Raw genomic sequence first — 26,522 nt, 5'->3', positions numbered from 1 at the left:
TGCAGAACATAGGCGGACTCTGTTGTTTTTATCAGGCGTGCCGGCTGGCAACGTGCCTCTACCCTACGGAGCAGCCACGTACTGCACAATTCGATTAACGGCTAAAGGTTCGATTAACGAACAGTTTTAGTGAAAGAGCTTGGAGCTGAGTTCCTGGCTGGCCTTGAGTAAAAGAGGGAGGAAGCGGCGCTCCAGCTCCTGCCGGGTAATACGGCTAGCATGGGTGCCCACGTTCATGGCAGCCATGACCTGACCGGAGGCATCCAGTACCGGTACGGCCAATGAACGGAGCCCGACCTCCAGTTCCTGGTCAACGACGCACCAGCCTTGCTGCCGGATCTGCTCGAGACAGGGCAACAGCTTTTCTGGCGTATGCAGTGTGCGACTGGTCTTGATCTGCAGGTCAGCACGCTCGAAGTAATCCTGAAGGGCAGCATCATCCAGAGCCGCCAGCAGAATACGGCCCATGGAGGTGCAGTAGGCCGGAAGCCGGCTGCCAACGCTCAGATCGACCGAAATCAGCCGCAGCGGTGTAGCGGACCGGGCGATGTACAACACCTCATCCCCCTCAAGCGTGGCGACGGAGCAGGCCTCATGCAGCTGCTCGCTCAGGCGATCCAGAATGGGTTGGGCGGTGAGCGCCATGGGCGTGGATGACAGATAGGCATGGCCCAGCGTCAGCACCTTGGGTAATAGTGAATAGGTCCGTCCATCGGTGGTCACGTAGCCCAGCTTCATCAACGTATGCAGGCAACGCCGAACCGCCGCACGGGGGATCTCGGTTCGGTGGCTGATCTGTGCAATGGTCAGATGCCGCTTGCGCTCCTGAAAGGCATGGATCACAGCCAGGCCACGTGCAAGGGACGTCATGAAGTTTGGATCGCCCGTAAAGGCCTCGATCCGCTTGGCCGGCGATGCAATGATAGGCGGTGCGCCAAAGCTGTGAGGGTCACGCGAATTCGAGTTATCCATGATCTCTGCCCGGCCGCTGTCTGATTTGGCCGATTATCGAAGCATCTGATCGATAATCGCAATACGACAAACGCAGTCTTGTTCGTTTATAGGCCACTTACAGATCGTCACTGTGCCGATTTCGTCCTCGCACCTAGGGAAAAATCTCAAGCCATAAGAACAGTAGCGGTTCACCCTGTAGGCATCTGTCTATTGCCAAAGGGATAACGACCATGGGGCATCAAGCGATCAACTGGCGCGGCGTCTTTCCGGCTGTCAGCACTCAGTTCAAGCCTGACTTTTCTCTGGACCTGGACGCCACTCACCGCGTGATCAGCAATCTCGTGGCGGATGGTGTGTCCGGGCTTGTAGTGTGCGGCACCGTTGGAGAAAACACTTCGCTTACCACGACGGAAAAGCTATCGGTCATCGAGACCGCCAAGGCCGCGGCGGCCGGACGCGTACCCGTGATTGCCGGCGTAGCCGAGTTTACTACCGCCTTCGCACAGAAGATGGTTAACGAGGCGCGCTTTGCTGGCGTGGACGGTGTGATGGTTATGCCCGCGCTAGTCTACTCTGCCAAGCCCCACGAAACCGCCATGCACTTTCGCAGCGTTGCGACTTCGACCGATCTTCCGGTCATGGTCTACAACAATCCGCCGGTGTACAAGAACGACGTTACGCCGGACATCCTGGCCTCGCTCAAAGACTGCGAGAATATCGTCTGCTTCAAAGATTCCTCAGGTGATACTCGCCGCTTTATTGACCTGCGCAACGCTGTGGGTGATCGCTTCGTACTCTTTGCCGGCCTGGATGATGTAGTGCTCGAAAGCATTGCTGTAGGGGCCGTCGGCTGGGTATCCGGCATGTCCAATGCGTTTCCCAGGGAAGGCGAAACCCTGTTCCGCCTCGCCATGCAAAAGCGTTTCGACGAAGCCCTGTCGCTCTATCAATGGTTCATGCCCCTGCTACATCTGGACGCCCGCCCTGACCTGGTCCAGTGCATCAAGCTCTGCGAAGAGATACTAGGCCGTGGTTCAGCCGTCACCCGCCCTCCTCGCCTGAGCCTCGAAGGGGCTGCCCGTGATGAAGTGAAAGCGATTGTGGACAACGCGCTGACCCAACGTCCTGCGCTGCCTGACGTCGGGCTTTAAGCTGCGTCGCTGGCAGCCTGCCGAAACTGCCGGGGCGTGAGTCCCGTCAGCGTCTTGAACTGGCGGCTAAAGGCGCTGTGATCGGTGTAGCCGCACTGCAAGGCAATATCGGTGATCGGCATCGTCGTCCCCAGCAATTGAGAGGCTTTTTCCAGACGCACCTTATGGATCATCTGGCGGGGCGTGAGATGAAAGATCCGCTTGCAATAGCGCTCCAACTGAGCCACGGAAAGCTCTGCGATGGCGGTCAGCTCTGCCAGTGCGATCGGACGGGTGTAATGGGCACGAATGTGTTTATCGACCGCTGCAAGCCGTTGATACGCCGGGTGGTTATCCTGCGCGGCTTGCAAGTCATAGGAAATGCCAGCCATGCCCAACACCTGCCCTGAATGCCCTTTCAAGGGCAGCTTGTAGGTCAGACACCACCCTGGCTCACGACCGTTGTAAAAATGCAGCTCAAGCTTGTCCTCGATGATCGCTCCGCGAAGCACCTCGTGGTCCTGCTCGGTATAGAGCGGTCCTAGATTCGCCGGAAAGACCTCAGCGGACGTCTTGCCCAAGAGAGGCGCAACCGTCTTGAACCCACACCGTCTCGCCAACGTCAGGTTGGCCAAGAGGTAACGTGCGTCTAGATCCTTAATAAAGAAGACCACATTGGGAATCGCATTGAGAAGCGGAGCAATCAGCGCAACGCTGTTAAGCAAGGTTTCTAAGTCTTCAGGGCGCTCTGCGGCAAGCCCCTCACACCAGGCTGTCATCTGCTCAGGGGCAAAACCTGGAGCCTGCCTGTCGCGTTCGGCTATAGGAGACATCATCTGAAGCATGAGCACCTCTTATGAGTGGTGGCGCGAATGCGCTCAGGATATATCCGTCTCTGAGCATGCCATAAGCGTCTCGACCCGTGCAGGGACCAACGGAATACGGGGCTCCGGCAAGGCCCAGCCAAACAATTCGCGAGCCGCCGTGCCACAGACACGCCCTTGGCAGGCTCCCATACCGCACCGGCTCTGAAGCTTTGCCGCATCCCATCCTTGCTCTCCCACCAGAGCAGACAGGGCGACATCCTCGCAGCGGCAAATCAGCGTATCCGCACGGGCCAGTTGCCTGACCTCAGGTCGCAATCTGAAATGCGCTTGCACATGTCGGGCAAACCGCTGCCAACGCTCGCGACGTGTAAACAGAGTCTCTGCCTGTTCAACCTTGCCAATAGCAGCCAATCCGGCGATTTCGCCCTCGATCAACGCCAACTCACTACCACCAACGCCTGTACATTCACCGGCCGCATAGAGACCTGTCTGACTCGTCTGCTGATAGCGATCGACCGCTACAGCATCACCCTCAAGCTGACACCCCAGATGACTCGCCAGTCCAGTATTGGGCACCAGACCAAACCCACAGGCCAGACGCGTACAGGGTACGACCTTATCATGGCCACCCTGGCGAATACGCACAGCCTCCAGACGATTATCCCCCAGGGCCTCAACGACATAATTCGCCCAGCGGTAGTGAGTCGAGAGCAACCTGAATGCCTGGGTGAGCTTGTCAGGCCAGCGCAGCAACCCGGTACCGAACGATATAACTTGCTGACGGGCCGCCTGTTCATAGACGCCTGTAAGCACAGCGCCGGCTGCTCTGGCCGTTCCGGCAGAAGCCAGCAATAACGGACCGCTTCCCGCTACCACCAGCCGCTCACCTACCACAGGTGCGCCCCCTTTGATCAAGGCCTGCAACGCTCCGGCGCCCGTCACGCCGGGTAATGTCCAGCCCGGAAACGGCAACAGCAATTCCCGTGCGCCACAGCACAGGATCAATTGCCCATAGTCCAGCCGGCAACCTGACTGTGCATCCTCCAGTAACAAGGCCCCTGGTGCCAACGCAGCTACGATGCGCGTTCCTGCCAAGTACCGAACATTAGGCTGAGATAAAACCTTTCGATAACTCTGCGCCGATGCAGGTAGTACCACCCCTGGCCCGTCGCGCCATATCTGCCCGCCTAGCCGGGGGTTATCATCGATGACCACAATGGAGCGCTGGCTGGTGGATGCAGCCCTGGCCGCTGCCAGACCTGCCGGCCCAGCGCCTACGATAGCAATATCGCAAGACAGCCTGCTCAGCCCCGTCATACCGTACGCTCTACCTGCATGCCCTCACGGCACAGCGTCTGGCAGGCCAGCTGCCGGCGACCGTCAATCGTTACCCGACATTCCTGGCAAATACCCATTCCACAAAACGGTGCACGTGGCTGACCTGTGCAGGACAGCCGTGCCACCGGTGATTCGCTCAATGCCAGCAAGGCGGCAACCGTCAGTCCGCCCGTAACGACTATAGGTTGCCGGTCGAGATACACCGTGATCATGCCGTTGCCTCCTGGGTAGTGGAAGCCGCATTTACAAAGCGCTCAGGCCGGAACGGAGTGGAATCGAGAGGAAGCGCCTCACCCAGTAACTGAGCAGCGATCATCCGTGCACTGGCCGGTGCGGTGGTAACGCCCAGCCCTTCATGGCCCAGCGCCAGCCATAGGCCCGGTTGACCAGGATATTGTCCGAGCAAAGGCAAACCATCCGGTGTTGCAACACGAAAACCTGTCCAGCTGCGAATGGCATTCAACTCGCCCAAGGCGGGTAAGTAATGCTGTGCACGCGTGAGCATACGACCTAGCACATCGAGCTCGACGCGCTTATCCAGGGTATCGAATTGTCGGGATGAGCCGATCAGCAACTGTCCTGTAGGCCTTGGCTGCACATTGAACGCGACGGAGGTTCCATCACTGGCGTGAGCGCTGGCAGCATACCCAAGCTCCACCAGTTGATGGGTGACACAGGCGGGGTATCGATCTGTAATCAGTAAATGGCCTTTCTTCGGCCTTAACGGCACCTCCGGGAGTAACCGGCAGGCACCCAGCCCATTGGCAAGCAGAATAGCGGGTGCCGTCATCCAGAGACCATCGCTCAGACATAACCGATTACCCTCGACCCGGATGACCTCCTCCTCCTGAACGGTGATTCGATTGCCGTGCTGGCCGAGCAGCCAGCGCGCGGTTGCCGGAGCGTAGAGGATCCCGTCGTCACCCACCTTCAGCGCACCTGCCAGATCAGAGCGCAGCATCGGCTCTAATTGCCGTAGCGAAGAGGCAGTGACCCAACCCGACTGAACGCCATGCTCAGCCAGCCTGGCTTGCTTTGCCTCTGCTAACGCGCACTCATCATCGTTCGCCGCCAGCCACAGTGTCCCGCAGTTACGATAGGCGCATGCTTCAGGCAAGCGCTCACGCAACGCATTCCAGAGCTCTATGGAATAATGACTGAGCGCAAGCTCGGCAGGATTGTCATCCATGGCAACCAAGTGGCCCATCCCCACGCCGGTAGCACCACCGCTTCGATTGTCGATGACCCGAACGCACAAGCCTCGGGCAGCCAATTCATAGGCACACATAGCCCCTACGATACCGGCTCCCACGATAACGATATCTGCTGCAGCGGTGCGTGCCAGAAAGCTCACAGCCGAATTCCCCAGGCGAAGGGATCAGCCTCATCAATCAATAACGTGGCCTCGGCGCTGATATGGGCAGTGCCTCGAATAGTGGGAATGATCCGCTCCCCTTCCCACGCATAACTGGCTTCGAAAAGGCTGCCGATTACGCTGGCCTGCCGCCAGAGCTCACCCGGCTGCAGATGCCCATCCGCAGCAAGGCAGGCAAGTTTGGCGCTGGTTCCTGTCCCGCAGGGCGAGCGGTCATAGGCTTTGCCTGGGCAGAGCACAAAATTGCGGCTGTCCGCGCATTCATCGCCTCCAAACAGCTCGATGTGATCGATCACACCGCCGTTTTCGCCGCGTACGCCTTGCGCCTCAAGCGCCTGCCGTACTGCCCAGCTGTACTCGGTCAGCGCGTCGAGATTGCCGCTGTTCACCTGCAGGCCATGATCGGCAATTAGATAAAACCAGTTGCCACCCCAGGCAATGTCACCCCTCACTATGCCCAGGCCGGGCACCTCCAACGGAACATCCTTGCGATAGCGGTACACAGGTACATTACGCACACTGACGGAAAGGTCCTCATGCAGCGTTGCCTCTACTGTCCCTACAGGGGTCTCGATCCGGTGCCGCCCTACGTCGATCCGACCGAGATGATAAAGCGATCGCACCAGCCCAATCGTGCCGTGCCCACACATCCCCAAATAGCCGGAGTTGTTGAAAAAAATAACGCCGGCGCAGGCCTCAGGATCGACCGGCTCGCACAGGAGCGCACCCACCAACACATCGCTCCCACGGGGTTCAAGCACGCAAGTAGCCCGCCAGTCATCATATTCATGCCGCAACAGTTTCAACCGCTCCGCCATGGAGCCTTTCCCCATATCGGGAAATCCCTCAATGACCAAACGAGTCGGCTCACCGCCCGTGTGGGAGTCGATGACCTGGATACGTCTCATGGCGCCACCTCCGCAAAAGAGGCTTACAGCGTGGCGTGTCAACGCAAAATCGGCTTGGTGTTTTTCGCTCGGCGGGAGGACGAAATCAGCACAATTGACTGAGTGATATACAGGAGCGGCACGTCTGTCTTGTCTAACCGTATTAATGAACTGCTCCGCCATAAAGACGGAGCAGTTACTGCAAACAAGAGAGCTAGGCCTTTGCAAGTTAAACGTCAAACATACTCATGTAGGCTGAGCGCTTCAGAAAGCGGATCTAGTTGGAAAGGCCAGCAATCCAGTCAATCATATCGGTATTGTCATAGTTGCCAGAGTGAGGTTGGTTCCAGGCAATTTTGTAATCTACGTTCAATCCTCGATTCTGCAGGGCGATTGCCAGGTTGGCCGAGACGAAGGGTGAAGAATCGCGATCATAAGAGCCCACCCGAATACGCCAATGCTTGGCCACCGAGCTTGTTCCGTACACAGTGGCAGCATAAGGATTCACATTAATACCACCATACCCGTTGTACCTCAGTACGTAATACATCGGGTTCATCATGGCGGCCCAACGGGCAACGTCACTGCGTACGCGGAAGTTCTTGATGCTGGTATAGCCCTCAACTTTGCTCAAGCCGGCCTTCGCAATCGCGTCCTTAAGGTTCGGGTCAAAATGATTCCAACCCTCGGCAACGGTAATATCATTCTTCAACGCGGCAGGATCGGTATTGAACAGATCCATCTCACCCGTCACGTTGTAGAACCCGTTGTCGAATGCACCGACCGGCTTCATACGGTTCATGTAGACGAGAAGGTTTTTCCAACTCTTCAGGGTTGCCGTGCGGGTATTTGCATTCCACGTAATGACGCTATCGGGTGTCAGGCCCGATTTGACACCGTTTACCGTCTCGGCAGTTGCCATATAGGTCTGACCAGCCTCATTCAGGCTGCCATCTGCGCTCACATAACCGGAGTCAATAATAAAACGCGTCGCAGATGCACTGAAAAGACTGTACACGTAGTTTCGATAGGAACCGCCCGCTACCGCATCAGGGCTGTAGCTGTTCAGCTTGAGCGGTACACCCGTATCAGGATGCTTCAGTCCTAACCGGTTGAGATAAGTTGGATACATCTGCGCCATGACCGCAGAAAGGCGCTGATCATTGTTACTGAGCGTGATTGGTGCCGTACGGCCAGGATTAGCCGTAGTAATGCCAGAGCCATAAAAAAAGTACTCATAGGCCGCATTGGCATTATCCAAGTCTGTGATCGGGCAGAATGGCGAAGCGGCATACACGCTATCACTGCTGGGTGCAGCACCGATTTCATCCAGGTACGGCTTGAAAACAGCACTGTCTCCAGTAATGCCCAGCAGAGAGGTCATTGCCCCACCGCCACTGGTGCCGCTTACTACGATCTTATTGGCATTACCCAACATGACCGAATCGTTGTATTTCAGATATCGCACCGCTGCCTTCAGATCCACAAGTGCAGCCGGGCCATTACCGACCTCTGTGGTCACGCCATTGACAAGCATGGTGGTATTACGGCCCCGGCCAGCCGGAGACACTACGACAATTCCTTTGGACAGGGCCAAGGCGGCGGCAATAGCTGAGCCTGAACCACTACCTGAAGAGTTGACATTATCAGTGGTGACATCCGCGGGTGTCAGGAGATCGAGCTCCATGTAGCCACCTGTATTAAGCGGCATGAAGATGGGGGAGCCTTGCGTAGCATTCGCAGGGATATAAATGCTCATGACCTGTTTGGCAGGATCATTGGGCTTGGCAACATAACTCACTGTATAGGCAGTGTAGGTGACGGTCTGCCCATACACAGTGACCTGCCCCACTGTTCCGCCACTGGCAGGATTGAAGCGAAGCGATGCCTGATGACTACTTGCATGGGCAGACATAGCCGCCATTACACCAAGCATGCCGCACAAGGCCAATGTGCCAGCGCGACGCTTCAAAAAGGTACTCCGCATAGTGCTCTCCTAACGAGGTCTATTATTGTTTTCCCACAATGAGGGCTTACTGGCTGTAGCTATACAGTTGAATCGTGGGGCAACTATGTCAAAGGCTTTGCAGGCATAGTGCGCCATGATCCCGGCTACAGTAGAAGCCATCCCATACGCTGTAATCCAAGCATGGGAATTGCGAGACAGGAGTACATTCGGATTGTTGAGATATGCCTTTTCCTTATCGGCATCTGCAGTAAAGCACTGCTCCAAGGGTAAAGGGCTTGGCGCTGCCTCACCGCTTCATAACATGAAACCTATTGGCCTATCCTTCTGTTGAGTCCTGATTCAAAGCCGCTCTACTCCCAGCTGCCTCAACCGGCTCAGCGTCCGGGCAAAGTCCACGGTGGCATCCCCGGCCAGCTCATCCATAGGCACTTCGCTGGATAGGATCAGAGTCACGCCCCGGTCGTAAGCGATATCCACCAGGTTTAGAAATCGCTGTCGAACGGCATCAGACTGACGCGCCAGGCAATCAAGCCCGCTGACGCCAACGTGTGAAAAATGCTCGAAAATCCAGAGGTAATCCAAGGTCGAATGAGGCTGCTCACAGAGGTCGGCAAAATCCAGCCAGATCCGCTCCCCTTCATACGCGCGCACCGAAAGGGGATGATGATTGACGTCCAGGGTAGCGTCCGTCGTAGCGGCAGCAGACAGGTCCAGCAGTGTTTGCAAACGCTTCACACCGCCCGCTGACTCTGGCCAGAGGTAATACCCCCATAGGGTCTGCTCGTCGCTGCGCTGCCGATAATCGACCTTACCGTTGATGGCAAGCACATCGAAGCGCTTTTCGATCAATGCAATGATCGGCTTGAAGCGCTCTCGATACAACGGGTTTGGACACAGGCCCTCCGGCTTATAATTGGATGTCATCACCAGCCCGACACCCTCATCTACCAGCACCTTGAGCATACGACCCAACAGCATGGCATCGCCAATGTCATGCACATGAAATTCATCAAAGCACAGCAGACGTACTTCCCGAGCGATTTCCCGGGCTACCTGTGCCAGAGGATCGGCTTGGCCGGCATAGTCACGCATCCGCCGCTGCAACTCTTGCAGAAAGGAATGAAAATGCACACGACGCTTTTCCGTAATGGGGACGGCCGTATAGAAGGCGTCCATGACAAAGCTCTTGCCTCGCCCTACGTCGCCCCAGATATAGACGCCCGCAGACGGCTTTTTAAACCAGGATTTACGATCGGCCAGAAAGCGATCAAGCCAGTCAGCCAGATGCACCAATGCCGCCTCTTGGGCGGCATCGGCCTGATAGTGACGGGCGGCCAGTTCGGCAGCGAAATGTTGCCGAATTAACTCGCCCGCGTTGAGCGGTTCAGATGTAGCCATCAGAAATCGAAAAAGACAGTTTCCTGTGGACCTTGCAGATGCATGTCGAAACGGTAAATCACTTTACCGTTTTCTTCAAAGCGCTTGGCGATCAGAGTCGGCCTGCGAGGTGGCTCGACAAGGTTGAGCACTGGACAAATCGCATTGGCTTCCGCTTCGTCCTCAAAGTAGATACGGGTCTGCAGATGGATATTGATGCCACGGGCAAACAGCGCCAGATTGATATGCGGCGCCATGGGCCTGCCCTGGCTATCCATCACCTTACCCGGCTTTATCGTTTGCACCGACCACTCACCGGCATCAAAGGTAGTAGCCGTACGGCCAAAGCTGTTGAATGCCTTTTCCGGATGATAAACCGGATCGTAGACACCGTCGTGATTGGCTTGCCAGACCTCCAGAAAGGAGTCGCGCACCAGATTGCCGTTGCCGTCAAACACCTGCCCCGTCAGCACGATGTGCTGGCCTGGCGCATCCGGCTTGGCAAGATCATTCCAGATTTCCATGTCACGCGTCGGATTACCAGCTGCGGCCAGCGCAAGACCGATGTGAACGTAAGGGCCTGCGGTTTGTGAAGGCGTCTCTGGCAGAAATGTCGTAGTCATGATCGCCTCCTCACAGGTTCTCGAAATGGGTTTGACGTGCGCCACGCGTCACAATGTCAAAACGGTAAGCCAAGCAGTCCATCGGGTTGGCCATGGTCATGTCCAGACGTGCAATAAGTGTCTGCACGGCCTCCGGGTTCGCAATCGACTTCACGATCGGACAGATCGGTATCAGCGGATCACCTTCGAAATACAGCTGCGTAATCAATCGAGTGGAAATCGAAGGTCCCATGACCGAAACATGGATATGGGCGGGCCGCCAATCATTCACCCCATTACGCCACGGATAAGGCCCCGGCTTGATGGTACGGAATACATAGTTGCCATCATTGTCGGTCAGGGTACGTCCTACACCGCCAAAGTTGGGGTCGAGCGGCGCCAGGTAGACATCATTCTTGTGGCGATACCGTCCACCAGCGTTAGCCTGCCAAATCTCTACATACGTCTTCGGTACGGGCTTACCAAACTGATCGACTACTCGTCCAAACAGAATGATTCGCTCGCCCTGTGGCAAGCCCCCATTATTGAAGTTCAGCAGCAGATCGTTATCGTGCTTGCCCAACTGAAGATGAGAAAAATCCGGGCCGGTACGTTCAGAAACCGTTTGCTGAATGCTGACCAAGGCCTGTCGGGGTGAACGGGGTACAGACGACTTATAACCAGGCGTATAGGCATGGGGATGCCAGTTACGGTCACGGGCGACAAAGCGAGTGTCATTGGAATTATTATTCATGGCTTTACTCCACTAAGAGCCTTACCCATCAAAAGGGTTGCCCGGAGTGTGGCGCAATGCCGCAGGCCAGCCAATTGAAATGACGGCAATCATTCATAACCAAATGGTTATGAAGCTGATCGCTCGGCAACCAGCTCGCTGGCGACTTCCCGTAGAACCTCACAGAACCATTGCGCCGCCAGCGGAAGCGTTGCCGTATTATTGCGGCACAAGCCAATCGAGCCACCCGGCTCCTGAACGCCTAGAGACAGCTCAGCCAGCACACCAGCCTTGATGTCGGTCTCCACGGCATCCAGAGGCGCAATCCAGACGGCATCACTTAACAGTACATAGCGCCGGCTCAGCGCTGGCGAAAGCGTCTCCAGCCGCTGCGACATCAGGCTGATCCCACACTGCACCAGAAAGCTTTCGGCGTACTGACGAATTGTGGTGCCTGTCAACGGAAGAACCCAGGGATAGTCCGCCAGTCGTTGCCGGTCAATGCTAGTAGCTGCTTGCAACGGATGACCGTTTCGAACCACCAGCGTCATCGACTCGCTATACAGGTGCTCGAAGTTCAGGCCGCGGATTTCAGGGTTATCCGTCATGCGCCCCACCACAATATCCAGCTCACCTACTCTCAGTTTATTGAGTAGATAGGTACTCATGCCTGTCGTAACACTGATAGTGAGCCCGCTGTAGCGTTCGTGGAGTCGCCTGATGACCTCCGGTATAACCAGACTTTCCACTGTCGAAAGTACACCGACCCGTACCTGGCCACCCTGCATCCCGCCGCTGCGTACCGTATTGACCCCATCTCGCAATGCCTGGACGCAGGGGCCTGCATAACGCATAAAGGCCTGACCGGCTTGCGTCAGCACTACGCCATTCTTGTCCCGCTCGAACAGGCGCGCCTCAAGAATGCCCTCAAGCTCCTTAAGGGTCTTGGAAATGGCAGGCTGAGAAACCGACACCGCATGGGCCGCCTTGGCGAAACTGCGGTGCTGAGCCACTTCAATAAAGCACAGGAGATGTCGAAACTTGATACGTGTATCGATGTTCATATCGCGCCAGCGTCAGGAGCAGACTGCCATTGTTAACCTCAACCCGTCGGCAAGTCACTCGACCCAACTGCCATACCCGGTAAAATGACCGTCCCACGCCCTGCTGCCAGATAAGCCCCTCAGCTCATGAAGAAAGTGTTGATCGTTCTGCTACAAGGTTACCAGCTCTTCATCAGCCCCATGATTGGCCCACGCTGCCGTTTCTATCCCTCCTGCTCGCATTACGCTATTGAGGCCCTACAGACCCACGGTGCCTTGCGTGGCAGCTGGCTGACCATTCGCCGTTTGTTGCGCTGCCACCCGTTTCATCCGGGCGGTATCGACCCTGTTCCTCCCTGTCATTGCAAAACCCAGGATAAACACTCGAACCGCTGCCACTAATACGAGATCAGCCTAGTTCCTCTCCTCTTTAAAAGGCGAGCAATTTCACCCTTTAGAGCGATACCCAAGTGGCCCGCCCTGCGCGATAACGTAGTACGAAGCGCTATTGAGGAAATAGCCATGAATGTACTGCAGCGGATCAGTTTGAGGTTTGCGTTGCTGGTTTCATGTCTCGGCTTTTCCATCGAGACGCCCAACGCGGCGGACCTGCTCAATAACTTCGATCTTTCTACGGTCTCGGATGTAGCCGCCCGGCAGGCCCAGGGTTCCCTTGGTCAATCGACTGCCGACCGCATAGCGGCCACCGTTATCCAGCAGGGCAGCGACAGCCAGGCCTTTCTCACCCAAACCGGATTAGGCAGTCAGGCACTTATCCAACAACTCGGTGGAAATCATCAGGCAGCCATGCTGCAAAGTGGTACAGAGCTGACCGCTGTCATTCTGCAAAGCGGCCAGGGCCATAACGCTTCTATCATTCAGCGAGGCTCGGCTAATCAAGCCGCTATTTATCAGTATGGCGCCTATAACGAAGCGCTGATTGACCAGAACGGCACCGGTTTACAGGGCAGTATTATCCAGTTCGGAAACAACCAGAGCATCACTGTTCAACAGCGCTAGCGGCTCAATGCCGCTTGTTCATGAAGTCAAAGGAAGATGTCATGTGCAAGGTCCAATCTATTCCTGTGCTCTCTCCCCCGATTCCCAGCCGGCAGAGACTTGTTTGACCAAGGTTGGAAAAAACCGCATCCCGCCCTAGCTCACTTCTACAGCTCGCTTGCAGGCAATGCTCTGTAGCGTTCGGCTGTCTGCCTGTTAGAGCTGTATGGCTTTTACCCTCCCGATAACTACAAGGAGCACGTCATGTTTATGGTGAAACCTAGCGTTGCGGCTGCTTTGTCCAAGCTTGGCCTGCCTGCTCTAGCCGTCATTAATAATGCAAGCCTCAACCAGGCAGGCAACAACGCCTTCCTCCCCGAGAATGGGAAAGCCCTATCGTAACCGCATCGACTACGGGCAATGGCAACACGCTGCTTTCCCTGGAGCAGCCAATCGTGCTGTGTCGATCAACACTGCCACGGTAGAGGAGCAGAGAATAAACAATCAGGCCATGCTGACTCAGAGTGGCAATTTTAACGAGTTGGACTATCGTCAGGAAGACAATGGCACCAGCCAGCGATCACCATGAATGGATAGGAGTTGCGCTGCTCTATAACGCAACGCCTGCTGTTGGCCATACCAGAGAATTAAGTCTTTTTTATTTCGCTTTGATTAAAGTTTCAATCTTTAGATTGATAGCGAAGCGGGAACCCGTCAGCAAAACTTGTAAGTGCTAAACAGGAGTTAGCCATGACCATGTTGCAACGACTGCTTTCTCAAACGGCCCTGGTAGTAAGCTGCCTTGCAGCGCCACTGTATTTGCAGGCTGCTGACCTGCTCGATAACTTCGATATCGCCTCCTCATCGACAGATTTGGCTGGCACACCCGACGTACGTGCATTGGCTGCCGCCTCGGTCAATGGTCTCGTCGCTCAGGTCCAACAAAATGGCAATAGCAACCAGGCCACCTTGAGTCAGCAAGGGCTTAACTCCCTGGCAACCATTACTCAACAGGGTAATGACCAGCAGGCTTATATTCTGCAGCAAGGCTCAGACCTGGCTGCCGTTATCAAGCAGGTAGGAGAAGCCAATAGCGCACTGATCTCCCAGACCGGGTCAGCAAATGCTGCTGTTATCAGTCAGTACGGCAACGCTAACAATGCCGCCATCGAACAGAGTGGTACTGGTCAGCAAGCCAGCATTATCCAATACGGAAACAATCAGAATGCTGTCATTCGCCAATACTGAGCCCAAGGAGCCATCAATGCGTAGCAAAAGCCAGATCAGTTAACGCCTCTTGATGGTAGAGGTTGCCTAGGTATACCGTTCATCGGGCCTGGCCAGCTCTAGATCCGCCTCCTCCGGCAGCCATGGATTAATCCCTCTATGGCTTAAATGCCCCATCTTTTCAATCTTTTGGTTGATACCCAGTTTCGCCTGTACGGCCAACAATCCGCACAGCGCTATACAGGGATTAGCCATGAATTCGCTGCAAAGATTGTGCTCAGGACTTGCGCTCGCCTTTTCTGGCATGAGCCTTGTTGTACCGCCGCTCCAGGCGGCTGATCTGCTTGATAATTTCGATATCGCCACGACGACTTCAGACCTTGCCGGTACGCCTGACCCGCGCGCACTGGCAGCTGCAGCATCGGCTGGCGGATTGGTTGCTCAAATCCAGCAGAACGGTAACAACAACCAGGCCACCTTAAGCCAACAAGGCCTTAACTCACAGGCGCTCATCTCACAACTTGGTAACGATCAGCAGGCCTTTATCCTTCAGCAAGGGGCTGACCTCTCCGCAGTTATTACCCAGGCTGGTTATGGCAACACGGCTTCCATTACTCAGATCGGCTCGGCAAACATCGCGCTGATCAACCAGTACGGCGCTTATAACAGCGCTTCCATTGAGCAGAACGGTACCGGTCAACAGGCCAGTATTACGCAATACGGTAATAACCAAACCGCAGTGGTACGTCAGTACTGATAACAACGGATGTTTAAACATCACGCATTAGAACGTCGACATTTTCATTTCTCGTTATTGTGATTACTACGAAGGGAATAATCATGCACAGCTTCAAGCCTCTTGCTGCCGCCATCCTGATCGCTCTCAGCTCACACGCCTTTGCTGAGATGAACTCCGCTGAAACTACTCAGGATGGAGACAACAACTCCATTACGACCGAACAAATCAACGGCACTCAAAACAGCAAGAGCATTCAGGAGCAGATCGGTAATGGTAATGCTGCAACCCTGACCCAGAGCGCTGCCCTGAATAGCACTTCCTATCAGTACCAGGACGGATCAAATAACGTTGCCAACACTGCGCAGGAAGGCAGCGACAATTACTCGAGTATCTATCAGGAGGCTCAGGAGAGCAGCCAGGTAGCCGTAACACAAACTGGCGACACTAACTCGTCTACGGTTTATCAGTTGACCGGCAACGGCAACCAAGCCCAGGTTGTCCAGCTGGGTAACAACAACGTAGCTGAAGTCACCCAGGGTGGTGGCGTTGCTTACGGCATGTCCAACAGTAGCGTGGCTACCATCGACCAGAACGGCAACGACAACTCCCATATCGTAAACCAGGATGGCTATGCCCATCAGCTGAGCGCTACCGCGACCGGCAATGGCAACCAGGTTGAAGTAACGCAAAGCGGTATGACGGCTTCTGCAACACTGGCCCAGACAGGTGATAACAACGCCATTACCCTGACCCAGACAGGCGACGGCCAAACAGCGACCGTTACTCAGGACGGCACTGCCAATACCGTGGCCATGGTCCAGGATGGGTACAGTGGTCCAGACTTCGCCACCATCTCCCAGCGCGGCGATAACAACGCCATTACCAGCTTCCAGGATGGCAAGTTCAACGAGTTGTATTTTGATCAGAACGGCACAGCCAACACGCTGAGCGTGTCCCAGATTGGTCGTGGCAACAACTTGACTGGCGCCACTTCAGGCACCAACAATTCGGCTGATGTAAGCCAGAGCGGCGACAGCAACTACACTAGCGTTACTCAGGATGGCAGCGACAACATCGCTACCGTTCAACAGCTGGAATCGCAGCTGGCAGCCAATGCCGTTGTCTACCAGTCCGGGGTAGCTAACCAGGCTGCTATTACGCAGCGTGGTGAGTTTGCCATCGGCAACTCTGCAACCATCTCGCAGACGGGTACTGGCAACAGCGCTGTCATTACCCAGCAGTAAGCGCTTGCATCTGAGCAGTACCTTGGACGCTCTCATTTAGAGGGCGTCCGCACAAGGAGGTCAAAGATGCGCTACTCTGATCTCCAGCCTGTTCATATGATCGTAACGTAGACTGACATGCCTGGACTCTTCGCCCTGCCTATGACTGCCATGTTACTTGCCGCCTCGACTCTACCTGTAGAGGCCAATCTGAACCTGAGTGCAATTTCACCACAGCAAGCCTCCATAGAGCTCTGTTTCAAGGGCAGCGGGCAAGCCGTACGGTTTGAGATGATTGTTCAGGCCAGTGGCAAAGCCGGCAATAACCGATCCCGCCAAGCTGGTGAGGTCAAGGCAAGCGAAGATGGAGCCTGCCCTGTACGTAACAAACTGGGCTTCGCCTCTCAGACAATGGTCAGTGCTCATTTGAAATGGTGGGTCGATGGAGTTGAGCAACCTGAAGTCCATAAGCAACTAGGCGACTCTCTGCAAGAAAACAAAGACACCCGCGCCTAAGCACGTAGCGAGTATTATTGCTTCAGCAACCGCAACGTTTGAGCGTCCTCCTGGCCATTGAAATACTTGATCAACGCCGCCTGATAAGGGCTCTGCTCCCCTGCAACGTGTGCGAATAACGTCATTGATGAATGAAATTTCAAATCGTCAGGATGACCAAAAACCTGCGCTACCGACGCCCCTTCCAGGCTATTCACAATCTCACAACACGTTTTCAGCCGACTCCCTAGAAGCTCATGCTCAAGGTAGGCAGTAGCTTCATCCAGCCCGGATATGGCATACCGCCTCGCCATGGCGCTATGCCCAAGTCCTTGCAACTGCGGAAATACGAACCACATCCAGTGGGTACGTTTATGACCTGAGCGGAGCTCTGCAATCACTTGTTGCCAAACAGTCTCTTGAGCGCTCACGAAGCGTTGCAAATCATGACGATCTGACATGTGGATTACCGTGAGCGCTGCGCCTGTGGATCCTCTGGCTCGTTGAATTTGGTACGGCGCTGCTCTCCCCCCTTCTCATTCTGGGACTTGTTCACCTCACCTACCTTGCTGGCTTCCTCGGGCGTTTCCGCCGTGCTGCGCTTCGCATGTTCGTCGGCCATGATGCACCTCATTGATTCAATACGTACTGCTTAGGCAATATCCTCAGCCAGTAGTGCCCAACAGTTGAAGAGCAAATTCAGTCATCGAAACCCACCTGCTCATGCATTTCATCCACTTTCATTTCCAGGCGGTAGGCCAGAGCAATGAACAGTGCCTGGCAAAGGCATAGCGTTGCGCTCAGGGAACGAAAAGCGAATGCACTGCCCTCGTTGACCAGCAACAATGCGCTGGCTCGCTTGGCCAGGGGTGACAACTGGCTGTCTGTAATGATGAGCGTCTTGGCTTGATTATGCTGAGCGATACGTACGCACTGCTGGCTTTCCTTGCCATAAGGCGTAAAGCTAATGGCTACGATGAGGTCGTTGGCTCGGACGCTACGCATCTGTTCTCGATAGCTACCGCCAAGGCCAGACACGAGATGAATACGCTTGTTGGTGTGTTGCAGGTTATAAACAAGGTAGTGCGCTACCGCAAATGAACGACGAACCCCCACTACATAAATGTTCTCCGCATTGACCAGCAGGTCGACCGCTTTCTCGAACGCCTGATCGTCCAGCTCTTCTCCCAATCTATCCAGTCCTGAACGTGTGGCACTAATGCATTCACGCGCCAAATCGCTTCCGGCAGCCGGTTGAGACTTGTTGGCAATCATTCGTCGGATACGCTGCTGATAATTCTGGACAGGTGTTGCCTTATGCGTATAAGCCTCACGAAACAGGGATTGCATTTCACTGAAGCCTTTGAAGCCGAAACGCTGAGAGAACCGTACGATTGCCGAAGGGTGTACTTCGCATTGGCGGGCAATATCGCTAATACGATCAACCATGACACGATCACTTTGCTGGCTCATGTAGGCCGCTACACGCTTGAGCTGACGAGGCAGAGACTCGTACTCAGCCGTAATCATCTGCTGCAGAGTTTCCACACTAGTAGGCGCTACAAGGGAAGAGCTTGAAGAATCAGTATTAAGCATTTCGAATCCTTTAGATGAATCGTTACAGCAAGCACTTAGCGAAACCAGACGCCAACGTAGTCGAAAATGCTTTCATTCTTCAGGAATATTTGCAAAAGAAAGGAATTTAAAGGCGGCTCGCTTCGTTGTCATTCGCCGGAATATCAGCTTAGAACATAGGATTATTTTTCTAAACAAAATTTTTTAGAAAAATAATTTATTGACTTGTTCTGGACTAGATTATCGCTGTACAACCAGCTGAACAGGGGCCAGCCGTACTTCAAATGCTGTAAAAAAATACAGCTGACTATAAGGCTCGCTTTGCGCAAGTCTCCAAAGCTGTTTTGAAGACGATAAAGCCAAATGCGAAACTGAATACTTAGGTTCCACCGCACGCATCAGCGCATAAGTTATGCACCGCATATCGCGCAGCACTGCATCAGAAACAGGCGCTGCTGCTTTTACAGTGATACGCGTAAGCTGCTCGCCTGTAGTCTCTACTGACATGTCAAAGCTGGACGCGCCCCGAGCGGAATATACCCACCCGGCCTCATCCTTCATTGGGTGTGGCGCTCCCAGCATCAGGGCTTTGCAGCTAGGCAGCACCGCTAAATAGGCAGGAATTCTCCGTTCGAGCTGCGCCTTGTCCAATCCAAGAGACAAAGGCGCAGCCTCACTGACGGTCGCTAAGACAATACTGCCAAGAAGCCACACCCCTAGCCAGTTTAACAATGACATATCAGGCGATAGTGTCGACAACACCACCATCAACACGCAACGCGGCACCCGTTGTCGCTGAAGCCAGAGGAGAAGCTGTGTAGACAACCAGATTAGCGACTTCCTCTGTAGTTGCTGCACGCTGGAGAATGGAACTAGGCCGGTTTTCCCTTACAAAATCAGCGGCCACCTCCTCCAGAGTCTGACCTGTACGCTCACTCGCCTCCTTGAGCATCTCCGCCACGCCTTCAGAAAGTGTTGGACCTGGCAGAATGGAATTAACTGTCACGCCTGTACCAGCCATCCGTTTGGCCAACCCACGTGCCACGGACAGGTTGGCCGTTTTGGTAAAGCCGTAATGAATCATGTCGGCCGGAATATTGAGCGCTGATTCAGAAGAAATAAAGATTACGCGCCCCCATTGCCTCGAGACCATGCCAGGCAAATATTCCCGAGAGAGCCGAACGCCAGACATCACGTTGACCTCGAAAAACTCCATCCAAATATCATCGCCCGTTTCAAAAAAGTCGCGAGGCCCGTATATACCCGTGTTGTTGACTAGAATATCAACCTCAGGCTCAGCAGCTTTCAATACAGCACATCCGTCAACGCTCCCGACATCCGCAACCACTCCACGTAATGTCGCATCCGGTGCGTACTGCTGCAGGAGACTAACAGCCTTGTCTACTGATGGAGCCGATCGACCGTTTATAACTACAGTCGCTCCTGCCTGAGCCAATCCTTTCGCAATAGCGAAACCAATACCACGGGTAGAGCCGGTTACGATTGCCGTTTTTCCAGAAAGATCGATCTGCATGAAAAATCTCCAGACACGTTAAAAGAACCAATGAGCACAATGGCTAGTCCATTATTCGAGTCTGACGAAAAATCCAGCACAAAGGTCCCTGGCGCCGCTCAGGCTGTTGCAGCGTTCATGGCTGCTTTGAGTAACTCACGACCCTCCAACGATCCTAAGGCTTCAACGACACCGGGAGTAAACACGATCTGAATCTCATCGCCGCTGGTCCTCCAGCGCTCTAGAACCAATAGGGTCGCCTTTGTACCGTTGCGATGCATCAATCTCAAAGAGGCCTTTTGCAAGAAACTCAGCTGGGCCTCTAGCTGCTCTTGATCTTCTAAGCTGTCAGGTTTGATCGAGACGACATTGCTGCTCAACGGTGCGATCTCCAAGTCAGAAATAGATGTGGTTGTTTGCTCCAGCATAAAGCCGAATCGTCCAGCCCAATTGAACGCAGGATAAAACTGTCCTGATGTTCGGCAGCTATAAATGGTCGCATAAGACAAAAAACAGATTCAAACACTTCGGATGCATGTCACTACACTGCTAGCTCATGAGTCTTGCCAGCTTATAAACTGGCTAGCTAATTATGAGGTGCTAAAGATTTCTACAGCAATGATGCTAAAAGAAGCCGATAAAGAATGATGAGGCGTTTGCTGAAGTGCTGATTGCAGAACCGTTTCCAGCCTGGCGATGTTACGTTGGCTACAAGGCCTAAGCGACCCAAGAGGCTCAACAGCGGCTATTACAGTAGGAGAAGGATCATTGGTAACATGATGCAATTACAATGGATCAGTCGGCTCGGCGGCGATCCTCTTTTTCTTCACGGGCACGTCGCCATGAGGCCATATCAACCACACGCGGATCCTTGAGCATTGGCGCTTCAGGTACCGCATAAGGGGCAAATTCAATAAGCCCTAAGCGGTAACCAAACAGCACTACCTTACCTGCCAGACGCTGCTCGCCAGTAGCGGTAAATTCAAAATCATAAACGCGAGCAAACCGCTTGAAGCCTTTAGCATCCCGCATAAAAGAAAACCGGCGGAACGCTACATTCTCATCCAACAGCTCTACATCACGCTTGCGACAATGCTCTTTGGCCAAAGCGAGCGCACGTTCACGCAAACCATGGGAATGCCATAGCCAAGCGCAAGCTGAGGCCGCCAGAAGAAATCCAAAAATGTTACCTAAGGTCAGCATGAATAATCACCTAAACCAAGCCGTCCCAAGCGCTTCAATACCAAGAAAGCCATTCAGCCCCTGCTAGCTTATTGCTTAGCCCCAACGCCCATTGAGGGTGCCTCAGGCTCATGTAGCAAACGTATGTTGTCACGCTCGCTCTTGTACAAGCTTAGCGGAGTAATTTCCTTTGCGCGCAAAGGCGCCTGCTGTTGGTTCCACACGTAATAGAACACATTCAATGCCAACAGGAAAACGAAAAGCCATCGCATATTTATGAGTCCACAGGGCAAGCCAAGGCCAAACCGTCAAAGACCAGATCAGGCACAACACGAGAAGTGGGAATGACGTCTTTTACCAGCTCAGCGTCTCCCCCTGTAAGAAAGACAGCAAAATCAGCCCCTAGCAGCTCAAGGGCTAAATCATATTGCGTCCTCACAAATCCGCGGAGCATATACACGCATCCGCCCTCAACAGCATGCATCGTATTTCTTCCAGGCAGAGGATGCCCGTTGGTGGCCTCAAGTTCTGGGTTATAGCGAATTCGACGAGTATGCGTCTGCAATTCTCGACGCATGAGTGGAATCCCCGGACAGATGAAGCCACCCGCATGCTGTCCAGTCTGATCAACAAAGTCTGAAGTAACGGCAGTTCCCAGATCAATCACGACACATGCTTTGTTACCCGCCAGCTTAAAGCCGCCTAAAAGGGCAAGCCAACGATCCATTCCCAGTCGTTCATAGTCTGAATATCCGTTCTTTACACCAAGAAACGATGCTACGGGTTTTGCCTGCTGACATGAAAAACCAAACGTGCTGTCTAGCCGTTCAATTAAGCCTGTAGTTTCCAGATCGCTACGAACGCTGACAAGGCGACCATGGTTGAGGGAGAGGCTCTCATAAGATTCAAGCGTTACGAGCAGCTCATCATCAGAATGAGCGATACCGCTGGCAACAACGCCATCAATTTTAGATAGAACGCGCCATTTGATCAGGCTGTTGCCGCAGTCAAGCTCAAGAATCATTACGCAATCTCAAACTGAGCTCGCCGCCATTAAAAGACTTTTCGTAGCCATCAACATTTAATCTAAGTGATCCGTCCAATCCAACACCCAGCACCTTACCTTCGATTTGATTGGCACCGGCAGAAAGAATCACCTCTCGTCCCTGCCATAAATGATTGGCTTCCCACGAATCCTTCAATGCAGCAAAGCCATGTGACTGATGCAGTTTCAAACAATCACTTAACTCATGCAACACATTAGAAGCTAACTGGTTTCTATCAACGGGCCTACCGAGCGCCTCGTATAAGGAAATCCATGGTTGATCGATATTGTCTGCATTTCTCATATTCACATTCAAGCCAATGCCGATAATTGCTGTACAGCTATCAGCAGGATCACCTGACAACTCGATGAGAATGCCAGATAGCTTGCGCCCAAACAGGAGAATGTCGTTAGGCCACTTCAAACCAGCATCAACTAAGCTCAGCTTTTTTAGTGCTGAAACAACCGCAAGCCCTACTACCAGACTCAATCCTTCAAGTTGCTTGATACCACCATGAATGGTAACAGCTGCTGTCAGGTAGAGATTTTTTGCATATGGACTAACCCAGGCCCTTCCCCGACGCCCTCTGCCAGAGGTCTGGTGCTCAGCCAACAGCACGAAAGGCGCGTGGCCACGCTGCCCCATGACACGCCGCAGCGCCTCAGCATTCGTAGAGTCAATCGTATCCAGGATTTCTATTGGCCACTCATCAAAGTCTATCCGGCTATTTGCCAGCAGATTGAGAGGTTCAGCGAGACGGTACCCTTTTCCAGGTACTTTAAAAAAAGATAAACCTGTACGTTGCTCTATTCCTTGCAGCTGCTTCCAGACGGCACTACGGCTAACACCTAGAAGCGCCCCCAACTCTTCTCCGGAATGAAACTGACCATCAGCAAGGCATTCAAGTAGCAGGGAAACAGCCATATTTTTTATCCGCACAAAGCAAAACCCCCAGGCGGTTAGGCCTGGGGGTTTTGGGTATAGGTGCTTGACGATGACCTACTCTCACATGGGGAAACCCCACACTACCATCGGCGATGCATCGTTTCACTTCTGAGTTCGGAAAGGGATCAGGTGGTTCCAACGCTCTATGGTCGTCAAGCAATTCGGGTGGGGAACCGGTGTCTAGTCGTTTCCCCGAATGGGTATGTGATCGGTATTTGCGGTTCAACCAAGCTTTCGGCTGGTCTTTACCAAACAACAGATTGTTTGGGTGTTATATGGTCAAGCCTCACGGGCAATTAGTATCGGTTAGCTCAACGCCTCACAGCGCTTACACACCCGACCTATCAACGTTGTAGTCTTCAACGGCCCTTTAGGAAGCTCAAGGCTCCAGTGAGATCTCATCTTGAGGCAAGTTTCCCGCTTAGATGCTTTCAGCGGTTATCTTTTCCGAACATAGCTACCCGGCAATGCCACTGGCGTGACAACCGGAACACCAGAGGTTCGTCCACTCCGGTCCTCTCGTACTAGGAGCAGCCCCTCTCAAATCTCAAACGTCCACGGCAGATAGGGACCGAACTGTCTCACGACGTTCTAAACCCAGCTCGCGTACCACTTTAAATGGCGAACAGCCATACCCTTGGGACCGGCTTCAGCCCCAGGATGTGATGAGCCGACATCGAGGTGCCAAACACCGCCGTCGATATGAACTCTTGGGCGGTATCAGCCTGTTATCCCCGGAGTACCTTTTATCCGTTGAGCGATGGCCCTTCCATACAGAACCACCGGATCACTAAGACCTACTTTCGTACCTGCTCGACGTGTCTGTCTCGCAGTCAAGCGCGCTTTTGCCTTTATACTCTGCGACCGATTTCCGACCGGTCTGAGCGCACCTTCGTACTCCTCCGTTACTCTTTAGGAGGAGACCGCCCCAGTCAAACTGCCCACCATACACTGTCCTCGATCCGGATAACGGACCAGAGTTAGAACCTCAAGCATGCCAGGGTGGTATTTCAAGGATGGCTCCACGAGAACTGGCGTCCTCGCTTCAAAGCCTCCCACCTATCCTACACAAGCAGGCTCAAAGTCCAGTGCAAAGCTACAGTAAAGGTTCACGGGGTCTTTCCGTCTAGCCGCGGATACACTGCATCTTCACAGCGATTTCAATTTCACTGAGTCTCGGGTGGAGACAGCGCCGCCATCGTTACGCCATTCGTGCAGGTCGGAACTTACCCGACAAGGAATTTCGCTACCTTAGGACCGTTATAGTTACGGCCGCCGTTTACCGGGGCTTCGATCAAGAGCTTCGCTTGCGCTAACCCCATCAATTAACCTTCCGGCACCGGGCAGGCGTCACACCCTATACGTCCACTTTCGTGTTTGCAGAGTGCTGTGTTTTTAATAAACAGTCGCAGCGGCCTGGTATCTTCGACCGGCATGGGCTTACGGAGCAAGTCCTTCACCCTCACCGGCGCACCTTCTCCCGAAGTTACGGTGCCATTTTGCCTAGTTCCTTCACCCGAGTTCTCTCAAGCGCCTTGGTATTCTCTACCCGACCACCTGTGTCGGTTTGGGGTACGATTTCTAATTACCTGAAGCTTAGAGGCTTTTCCTGGAAGCATGGCATCAACCACTTCCTCTTCATAAGAAGAGTCGTCATCAGCTCTCGGCCTTAACTGTCCGGATTTACCTAAACAGTCAGCCTACCGCCTTAAACTTGGACAACCAACGCCAAGCTGGCCTAGCCTTCTCCGTCCCCCCATCGCAGTAATTAGAAGTACAGGAATATTAACCTGTTTCCCATCGACTACGCCTTTCAGCCTCGCCTTAGGGGTCGACTCACCCTGCGTCGATTAACGTTGCGCAGGAACCCTTGGTCTTTCGGCGTGCGAGTTTTTCACTCGCATTGTCGTTACTCATGTCAGCATTCGCACTTCTGATACCTCCAGCAAGCTTCTCAACTCACCTTCACAGGCTTACAGAACGCTCCTCTACCGCTCATCTTGCGATGAACCCGTAGCTTCGGTGTGTAGTTTGAGCCCCGTTACATCTTCCGCGCAGGCCGACTCGACTAGTGAGCTATTACGCTTTCTTTAAAGGGTGGCTGCTTCTAAGCCAACCTCCTAGCTGTCTAAGCCTTCCCACATCGTTTACCACTTAACTACAACTTTGGGACCTTAGCTGACGGTCTGGGTTGTTTCCCTTTTCACGACGGACGTTAGCACCCGCCGTGTGTCTCCCATGCTTGCACTTCTGGGTATTCGGAGTTTGCATCGGTTTGGTAAGTCGGGATGACCCCCTAGCCGAAACAGTGCTCTACCCCCCAGAGTGATACATGAGGCGCTACCTAAATAGCTTTCGAGGAGAACCAGCTATCTCCGAGCTTGATTAGCCTTTCACTCCGATCCACAAGTCATCCCCTGCCTTTTCAACGGAAGTGGGTTCGGTCCTCCAGTCAGTGTTACCTAACCTTCAACCTGCTCATGGATAGATCGCCCGGTTTCGGGTCTATACCCAGCGACTAAAACGCCCTATTAAGACTCGCTTTCGCTACGCCTTCCCTATACGGTTAAGCTTGCCACTGAATATAAGTCGCTGACCCATTATACAAAAGGTACGCAGTCACCCAACAAAGTGGGCTCCCACTGCTTGTACGCATACGGTTTCAGGTTCTATTTCACTCCCCTCTCCGGGGTTCTTTTCGCCTTTCCCTCACGGTACTGGTTCACTATCGGTCAGTCAGTAGTATTTAGCCTTGGAGGATGGTCCCCCCATATTCAGACAACGTTTCACGTGCGCCGTCCTACTCGATTTCACTCAAAAGATCCTTTCACCTACGGGGCTATCACCCACTATGGCCGCACTTTCCAGAGCGTTCGGTTAAAATCAATTGAGCTTAAGGGCTAGTCCCCGTTCGCTCGCCACTACTTAGGGAATCTCGGTTGATTTCTTTTCCTCAGGGTACTTAGATGTTTCAGTTCCCCTGGTTCGCCTCTCACACCTATGGATTCAGTGTGAGATACCTGACTTATGTCAGGTGGGTTCCCCCATTCAGAGATCTCCGGATCACAGTCTATTTGCCGACTCCCCGAAGCTTATCGCAGGCTATCACGTCTTTCATCGCCTCTGACTGCCAAGGCATCCACCGTATGCGCTTATTCACTTGACCATATAACCCCAAAGAATCTGAAGTTATGTTTGGTTTGGAACACGACATTCGCCGAAAACTTGCGCTTGAACTCGCAAATTTACCTTGACCACATAGTCTGCAGTGAAACAGCCTATGTGTTCGTACTTCTATCACATACCCAAATTTTTAAAGAACAGTCTGAAAACAAAGTTCAGA

General features: G+C 53.7%; 29 protein-coding genes and 2 rRNA genes. 9 read left to right on the top strand and 22 right to left on the bottom strand.

Features of this window, described 5'->3' with window-relative positions:
* Window positions 1-126: 126 nt before the first annotated feature.
* On the bottom strand, window positions 127-972 hold the full coding sequence (locus EAW52_RS06490; protein WP_010795470.1) for an IclR family transcriptional regulator: 846 nt from the start codon (window positions 970-972) through the stop codon (window positions 127-129).
* A gap of 212 nt (window positions 973-1,184) precedes the next feature.
* Between EAW52_RS06490 and EAW52_RS06485 the strand changes: the two genes are divergently transcribed.
* The gene (locus EAW52_RS06485) at window positions 1,185-2,105 is read left to right on the top strand and encodes a dihydrodipicolinate synthase family protein (RefSeq protein ID WP_019364291.1); all 921 of its coding nucleotides are present in this window, start codon (window positions 1,185-1,187) and stop codon (window positions 2,103-2,105) included.
* On the opposite strand, the gene EAW52_RS06480 is transcribed toward EAW52_RS06485, so the two are convergent.
* The 10 genes from EAW52_RS06480 to pcaQ form a co-directional block, all read right to left on the bottom strand.
* Window positions 2,102-2,863: an AraC family transcriptional regulator gene (locus tag EAW52_RS06480; RefSeq protein ID WP_218567939.1), complete on the bottom strand. Its 762-nt coding sequence runs from the start codon at window positions 2,861-2,863 to the stop codon at window positions 2,102-2,104. The genes EAW52_RS06485 and EAW52_RS06480 overlap by 4 nt on opposite strands.
* Window positions 2,864-2,962: 99 nt before the next feature.
* Window positions 2,963-4,228: an FAD/NAD(P)-binding oxidoreductase gene (locus EAW52_RS06475; protein WP_122041841.1), complete on the bottom strand. Its 1,266-nt coding sequence runs from the start codon at window positions 4,226-4,228 to the stop codon at window positions 2,963-2,965.
* Complete coding sequence (locus EAW52_RS06470) at window positions 4,225-4,461, bottom strand: 2Fe-2S iron-sulfur cluster-binding protein (RefSeq protein WP_019364288.1); 237 nt, start codon at window positions 4,459-4,461, stop codon at window positions 4,225-4,227. Before EAW52_RS06470 ends, EAW52_RS06475 begins: the two co-directional genes overlap by 4 nt.
* Window positions 4,458-5,594 (bottom strand): FAD-binding oxidoreductase, encoded by a 1,137-nt coding sequence (locus EAW52_RS06465; protein ID WP_122044740.1) that lies wholly within the window; start codon window positions 5,592-5,594, stop codon window positions 4,458-4,460. The genes EAW52_RS06470 and EAW52_RS06465 overlap by 4 nt, the downstream gene beginning before the upstream one ends.
* A 5-nt stretch (window positions 5,595-5,599) precedes the next feature.
* Window positions 5,600-6,532: a 4-hydroxyproline epimerase gene (locus EAW52_RS06460; protein WP_122041840.1), complete on the bottom strand. Its 933-nt coding sequence runs from the start codon at window positions 6,530-6,532 to the stop codon at window positions 5,600-5,602.
* 256 nt (window positions 6,533-6,788) lie between these two features.
* Window positions 6,789-8,498: a subtype B tannase gene (locus EAW52_RS06455; RefSeq protein WP_122041839.1), complete on the bottom strand. Its 1,710-nt coding sequence runs from the start codon at window positions 8,496-8,498 to the stop codon at window positions 6,789-6,791.
* Window positions 8,499-8,819: 321 nt separating this feature from the next.
* Window positions 8,820-9,878 carry a cell division protein ZapE gene (gene zapE, locus EAW52_RS06450; RefSeq protein WP_122041838.1) on the bottom strand — a complete coding sequence of 353 codons (1,059 nt, stop codon included), beginning with the start codon at window positions 9,876-9,878 and terminating at the stop codon, window positions 8,820-8,822.
* Window positions 9,878-10,480 (bottom strand): protocatechuate 3,4-dioxygenase subunit alpha, encoded by a 603-nt coding sequence (pcaG, locus tag EAW52_RS06445; RefSeq protein WP_122041837.1) that lies wholly within the window; start codon window positions 10,478-10,480, stop codon window positions 9,878-9,880. Before pcaG ends, zapE begins: the two co-directional genes overlap by 1 nt.
* A gap of 10 nt (window positions 10,481-10,490) precedes the next feature.
* Window positions 10,491-11,213 carry a protocatechuate 3,4-dioxygenase subunit beta gene (pcaH, locus tag EAW52_RS06440; RefSeq protein WP_010795480.1) on the bottom strand — a complete coding sequence of 241 codons (723 nt, stop codon included), beginning with the start codon at window positions 11,211-11,213 and terminating at the stop codon, window positions 10,491-10,493.
* Window positions 11,214-11,320: 107 nt separating this feature from the next.
* Window positions 11,321-12,256 (bottom strand): pca operon transcription factor PcaQ, encoded by a 936-nt coding sequence (pcaQ, locus tag EAW52_RS06435; protein WP_122041836.1) that lies wholly within the window; start codon window positions 12,254-12,256, stop codon window positions 11,321-11,323.
* 126 nt (window positions 12,257-12,382) lie between these two features.
* Between pcaQ and yidD the strand changes: the two genes are divergently transcribed.
* From yidD to EAW52_RS06395, 8 genes are all read left to right on the top strand, one after another.
* Window positions 12,383-12,637 (top strand): membrane protein insertion efficiency factor YidD, encoded by a 255-nt coding sequence (gene yidD / locus EAW52_RS06430; RefSeq protein ID WP_122041835.1) that lies wholly within the window; start codon window positions 12,383-12,385, stop codon window positions 12,635-12,637.
* Between the two features lie 120 nt (window positions 12,638-12,757).
* Window positions 12,758-13,255 (top strand): hypothetical protein, encoded by a 498-nt coding sequence (locus EAW52_RS06425; RefSeq protein ID WP_122041834.1) that lies wholly within the window; start codon window positions 12,758-12,760, stop codon window positions 13,253-13,255.
* Between the two features lie 243 nt (window positions 13,256-13,498).
* The gene (locus tag EAW52_RS25875; protein ID WP_019364279.1) at window positions 13,499-13,636 is read left to right on the top strand and encodes a hypothetical protein; all 138 of its coding nucleotides are present in this window, start codon (window positions 13,499-13,501) and stop codon (window positions 13,634-13,636) included.
* Between the two features lie 58 nt (window positions 13,637-13,694).
* Window positions 13,695-13,823 (top strand): hypothetical protein, encoded by a 129-nt coding sequence (locus EAW52_RS26360; RefSeq protein ID WP_256680748.1) that lies wholly within the window; start codon window positions 13,695-13,697, stop codon window positions 13,821-13,823.
* Window positions 13,824-13,984: 161 nt separating this feature from the next.
* Window positions 13,985-14,482 carry a hypothetical protein gene (locus EAW52_RS06415; protein WP_122041832.1) on the top strand — a complete coding sequence of 166 codons (498 nt, stop codon included), beginning with the start codon at window positions 13,985-13,987 and terminating at the stop codon, window positions 14,480-14,482.
* 232 nt (window positions 14,483-14,714) lie between these two features.
* Window positions 14,715-15,218: a hypothetical protein gene (locus tag EAW52_RS06405; RefSeq protein ID WP_256680747.1), complete on the top strand. Its 504-nt coding sequence runs from the start codon at window positions 14,715-14,717 to the stop codon at window positions 15,216-15,218.
* Window positions 15,219-15,301: 83 nt separating this feature from the next.
* Entirely contained in the window at window positions 15,302-16,444 is a 1,143-nt protein-coding gene (locus EAW52_RS06400) for a hypothetical protein (protein ID WP_122041829.1), read from the top strand.
* A gap of 117 nt (window positions 16,445-16,561) precedes the next feature.
* Window positions 16,562-16,939: a hypothetical protein gene (locus EAW52_RS06395; RefSeq protein ID WP_256680746.1), complete on the top strand. Its 378-nt coding sequence runs from the start codon at window positions 16,562-16,564 to the stop codon at window positions 16,937-16,939.
* A 14-nt stretch (window positions 16,940-16,953) separates the two neighbouring features.
* On the opposite strand, the gene EAW52_RS06390 is transcribed toward EAW52_RS06395, so the two are convergent.
* From EAW52_RS06390 to EAW52_RS06340, 11 genes are all read right to left on the bottom strand, one after another.
* Window positions 16,954-17,379 (bottom strand): DUF1810 domain-containing protein, encoded by a 426-nt coding sequence (locus tag EAW52_RS06390; RefSeq protein WP_010795489.1) that lies wholly within the window; start codon window positions 17,377-17,379, stop codon window positions 16,954-16,956.
* Window positions 17,380-17,384: 5 nt separating this feature from the next.
* Window positions 17,385-17,540, bottom strand: a complete 156-nt coding sequence (locus EAW52_RS25870; protein ID WP_010795490.1) for a hypothetical protein — start codon at window positions 17,538-17,540, stop codon at window positions 17,385-17,387.
* Window positions 17,541-17,617: 77 nt separating this feature from the next.
* The gene (locus EAW52_RS06385; RefSeq protein ID WP_019364270.1) at window positions 17,618-18,514 is read right to left on the bottom strand and encodes a MurR/RpiR family transcriptional regulator; all 897 of its coding nucleotides are present in this window, start codon (window positions 18,512-18,514) and stop codon (window positions 17,618-17,620) included.
* Between the two features lie 219 nt (window positions 18,515-18,733).
* Window positions 18,734-19,267, bottom strand: coding sequence for a hypothetical protein (locus EAW52_RS06380; RefSeq protein ID WP_162997600.1), 534 nt, complete (start codon window positions 19,265-19,267; stop codon window positions 18,734-18,736).
* Entirely contained in the window at window positions 19,233-20,027 is a 795-nt protein-coding gene (locus EAW52_RS06375; RefSeq protein WP_122041827.1) for an SDR family NAD(P)-dependent oxidoreductase, read from the bottom strand. Before EAW52_RS06375 ends, EAW52_RS06380 begins: the two co-directional genes overlap by 35 nt.
* 98 nt (window positions 20,028-20,125) lie before the next feature.
* Window positions 20,126-20,434, bottom strand: a complete 309-nt coding sequence (locus tag EAW52_RS06370) for a hypothetical protein (protein ID WP_122041826.1) — start codon at window positions 20,432-20,434, stop codon at window positions 20,126-20,128.
* Window positions 20,435-20,801: 367 nt separating this feature from the next.
* Window positions 20,802-21,209: a DUF3301 domain-containing protein gene (locus EAW52_RS06365; protein ID WP_122041825.1), complete on the bottom strand. Its 408-nt coding sequence runs from the start codon at window positions 21,207-21,209 to the stop codon at window positions 20,802-20,804.
* Between the two features lie 253 nt (window positions 21,210-21,462).
* Entirely contained in the window at window positions 21,463-22,212 is a 750-nt protein-coding gene (locus tag EAW52_RS06355; RefSeq protein WP_122041824.1) for a type III pantothenate kinase, read from the bottom strand.
* The gene (birA, locus tag EAW52_RS06350; protein WP_122041823.1) at window positions 22,202-23,158 is read right to left on the bottom strand and encodes a bifunctional biotin--[acetyl-CoA-carboxylase] ligase/biotin operon repressor BirA; all 957 of its coding nucleotides are present in this window, start codon (window positions 23,156-23,158) and stop codon (window positions 22,202-22,204) included. The genes EAW52_RS06355 and birA overlap by 11 nt, the downstream gene beginning before the upstream one ends.
* Before the next feature lie 62 nt (window positions 23,159-23,220).
* A 5S ribosomal RNA gene (rrf, locus tag EAW52_RS06345) occupies window positions 23,221-23,336 on the bottom strand.
* A gap of 118 nt (window positions 23,337-23,454) precedes the next feature.
* Window positions 23,455-26,345: ribosomal RNA gene (locus EAW52_RS06340) — 23S ribosomal RNA — on the bottom strand.
* Window positions 26,346-26,522: the final 177 nt, after the last annotated feature.

Source organism: Pseudomonas sp. LTJR-52, assembly GCF_003691465.1.
GTDB lineage: Bacteria > Pseudomonadota > Gammaproteobacteria > Pseudomonadales > Pseudomonadaceae > Chryseomonas > Chryseomonas luteola.
This window is presented reverse-complemented; position numbering and strand designations above follow the sequence as displayed.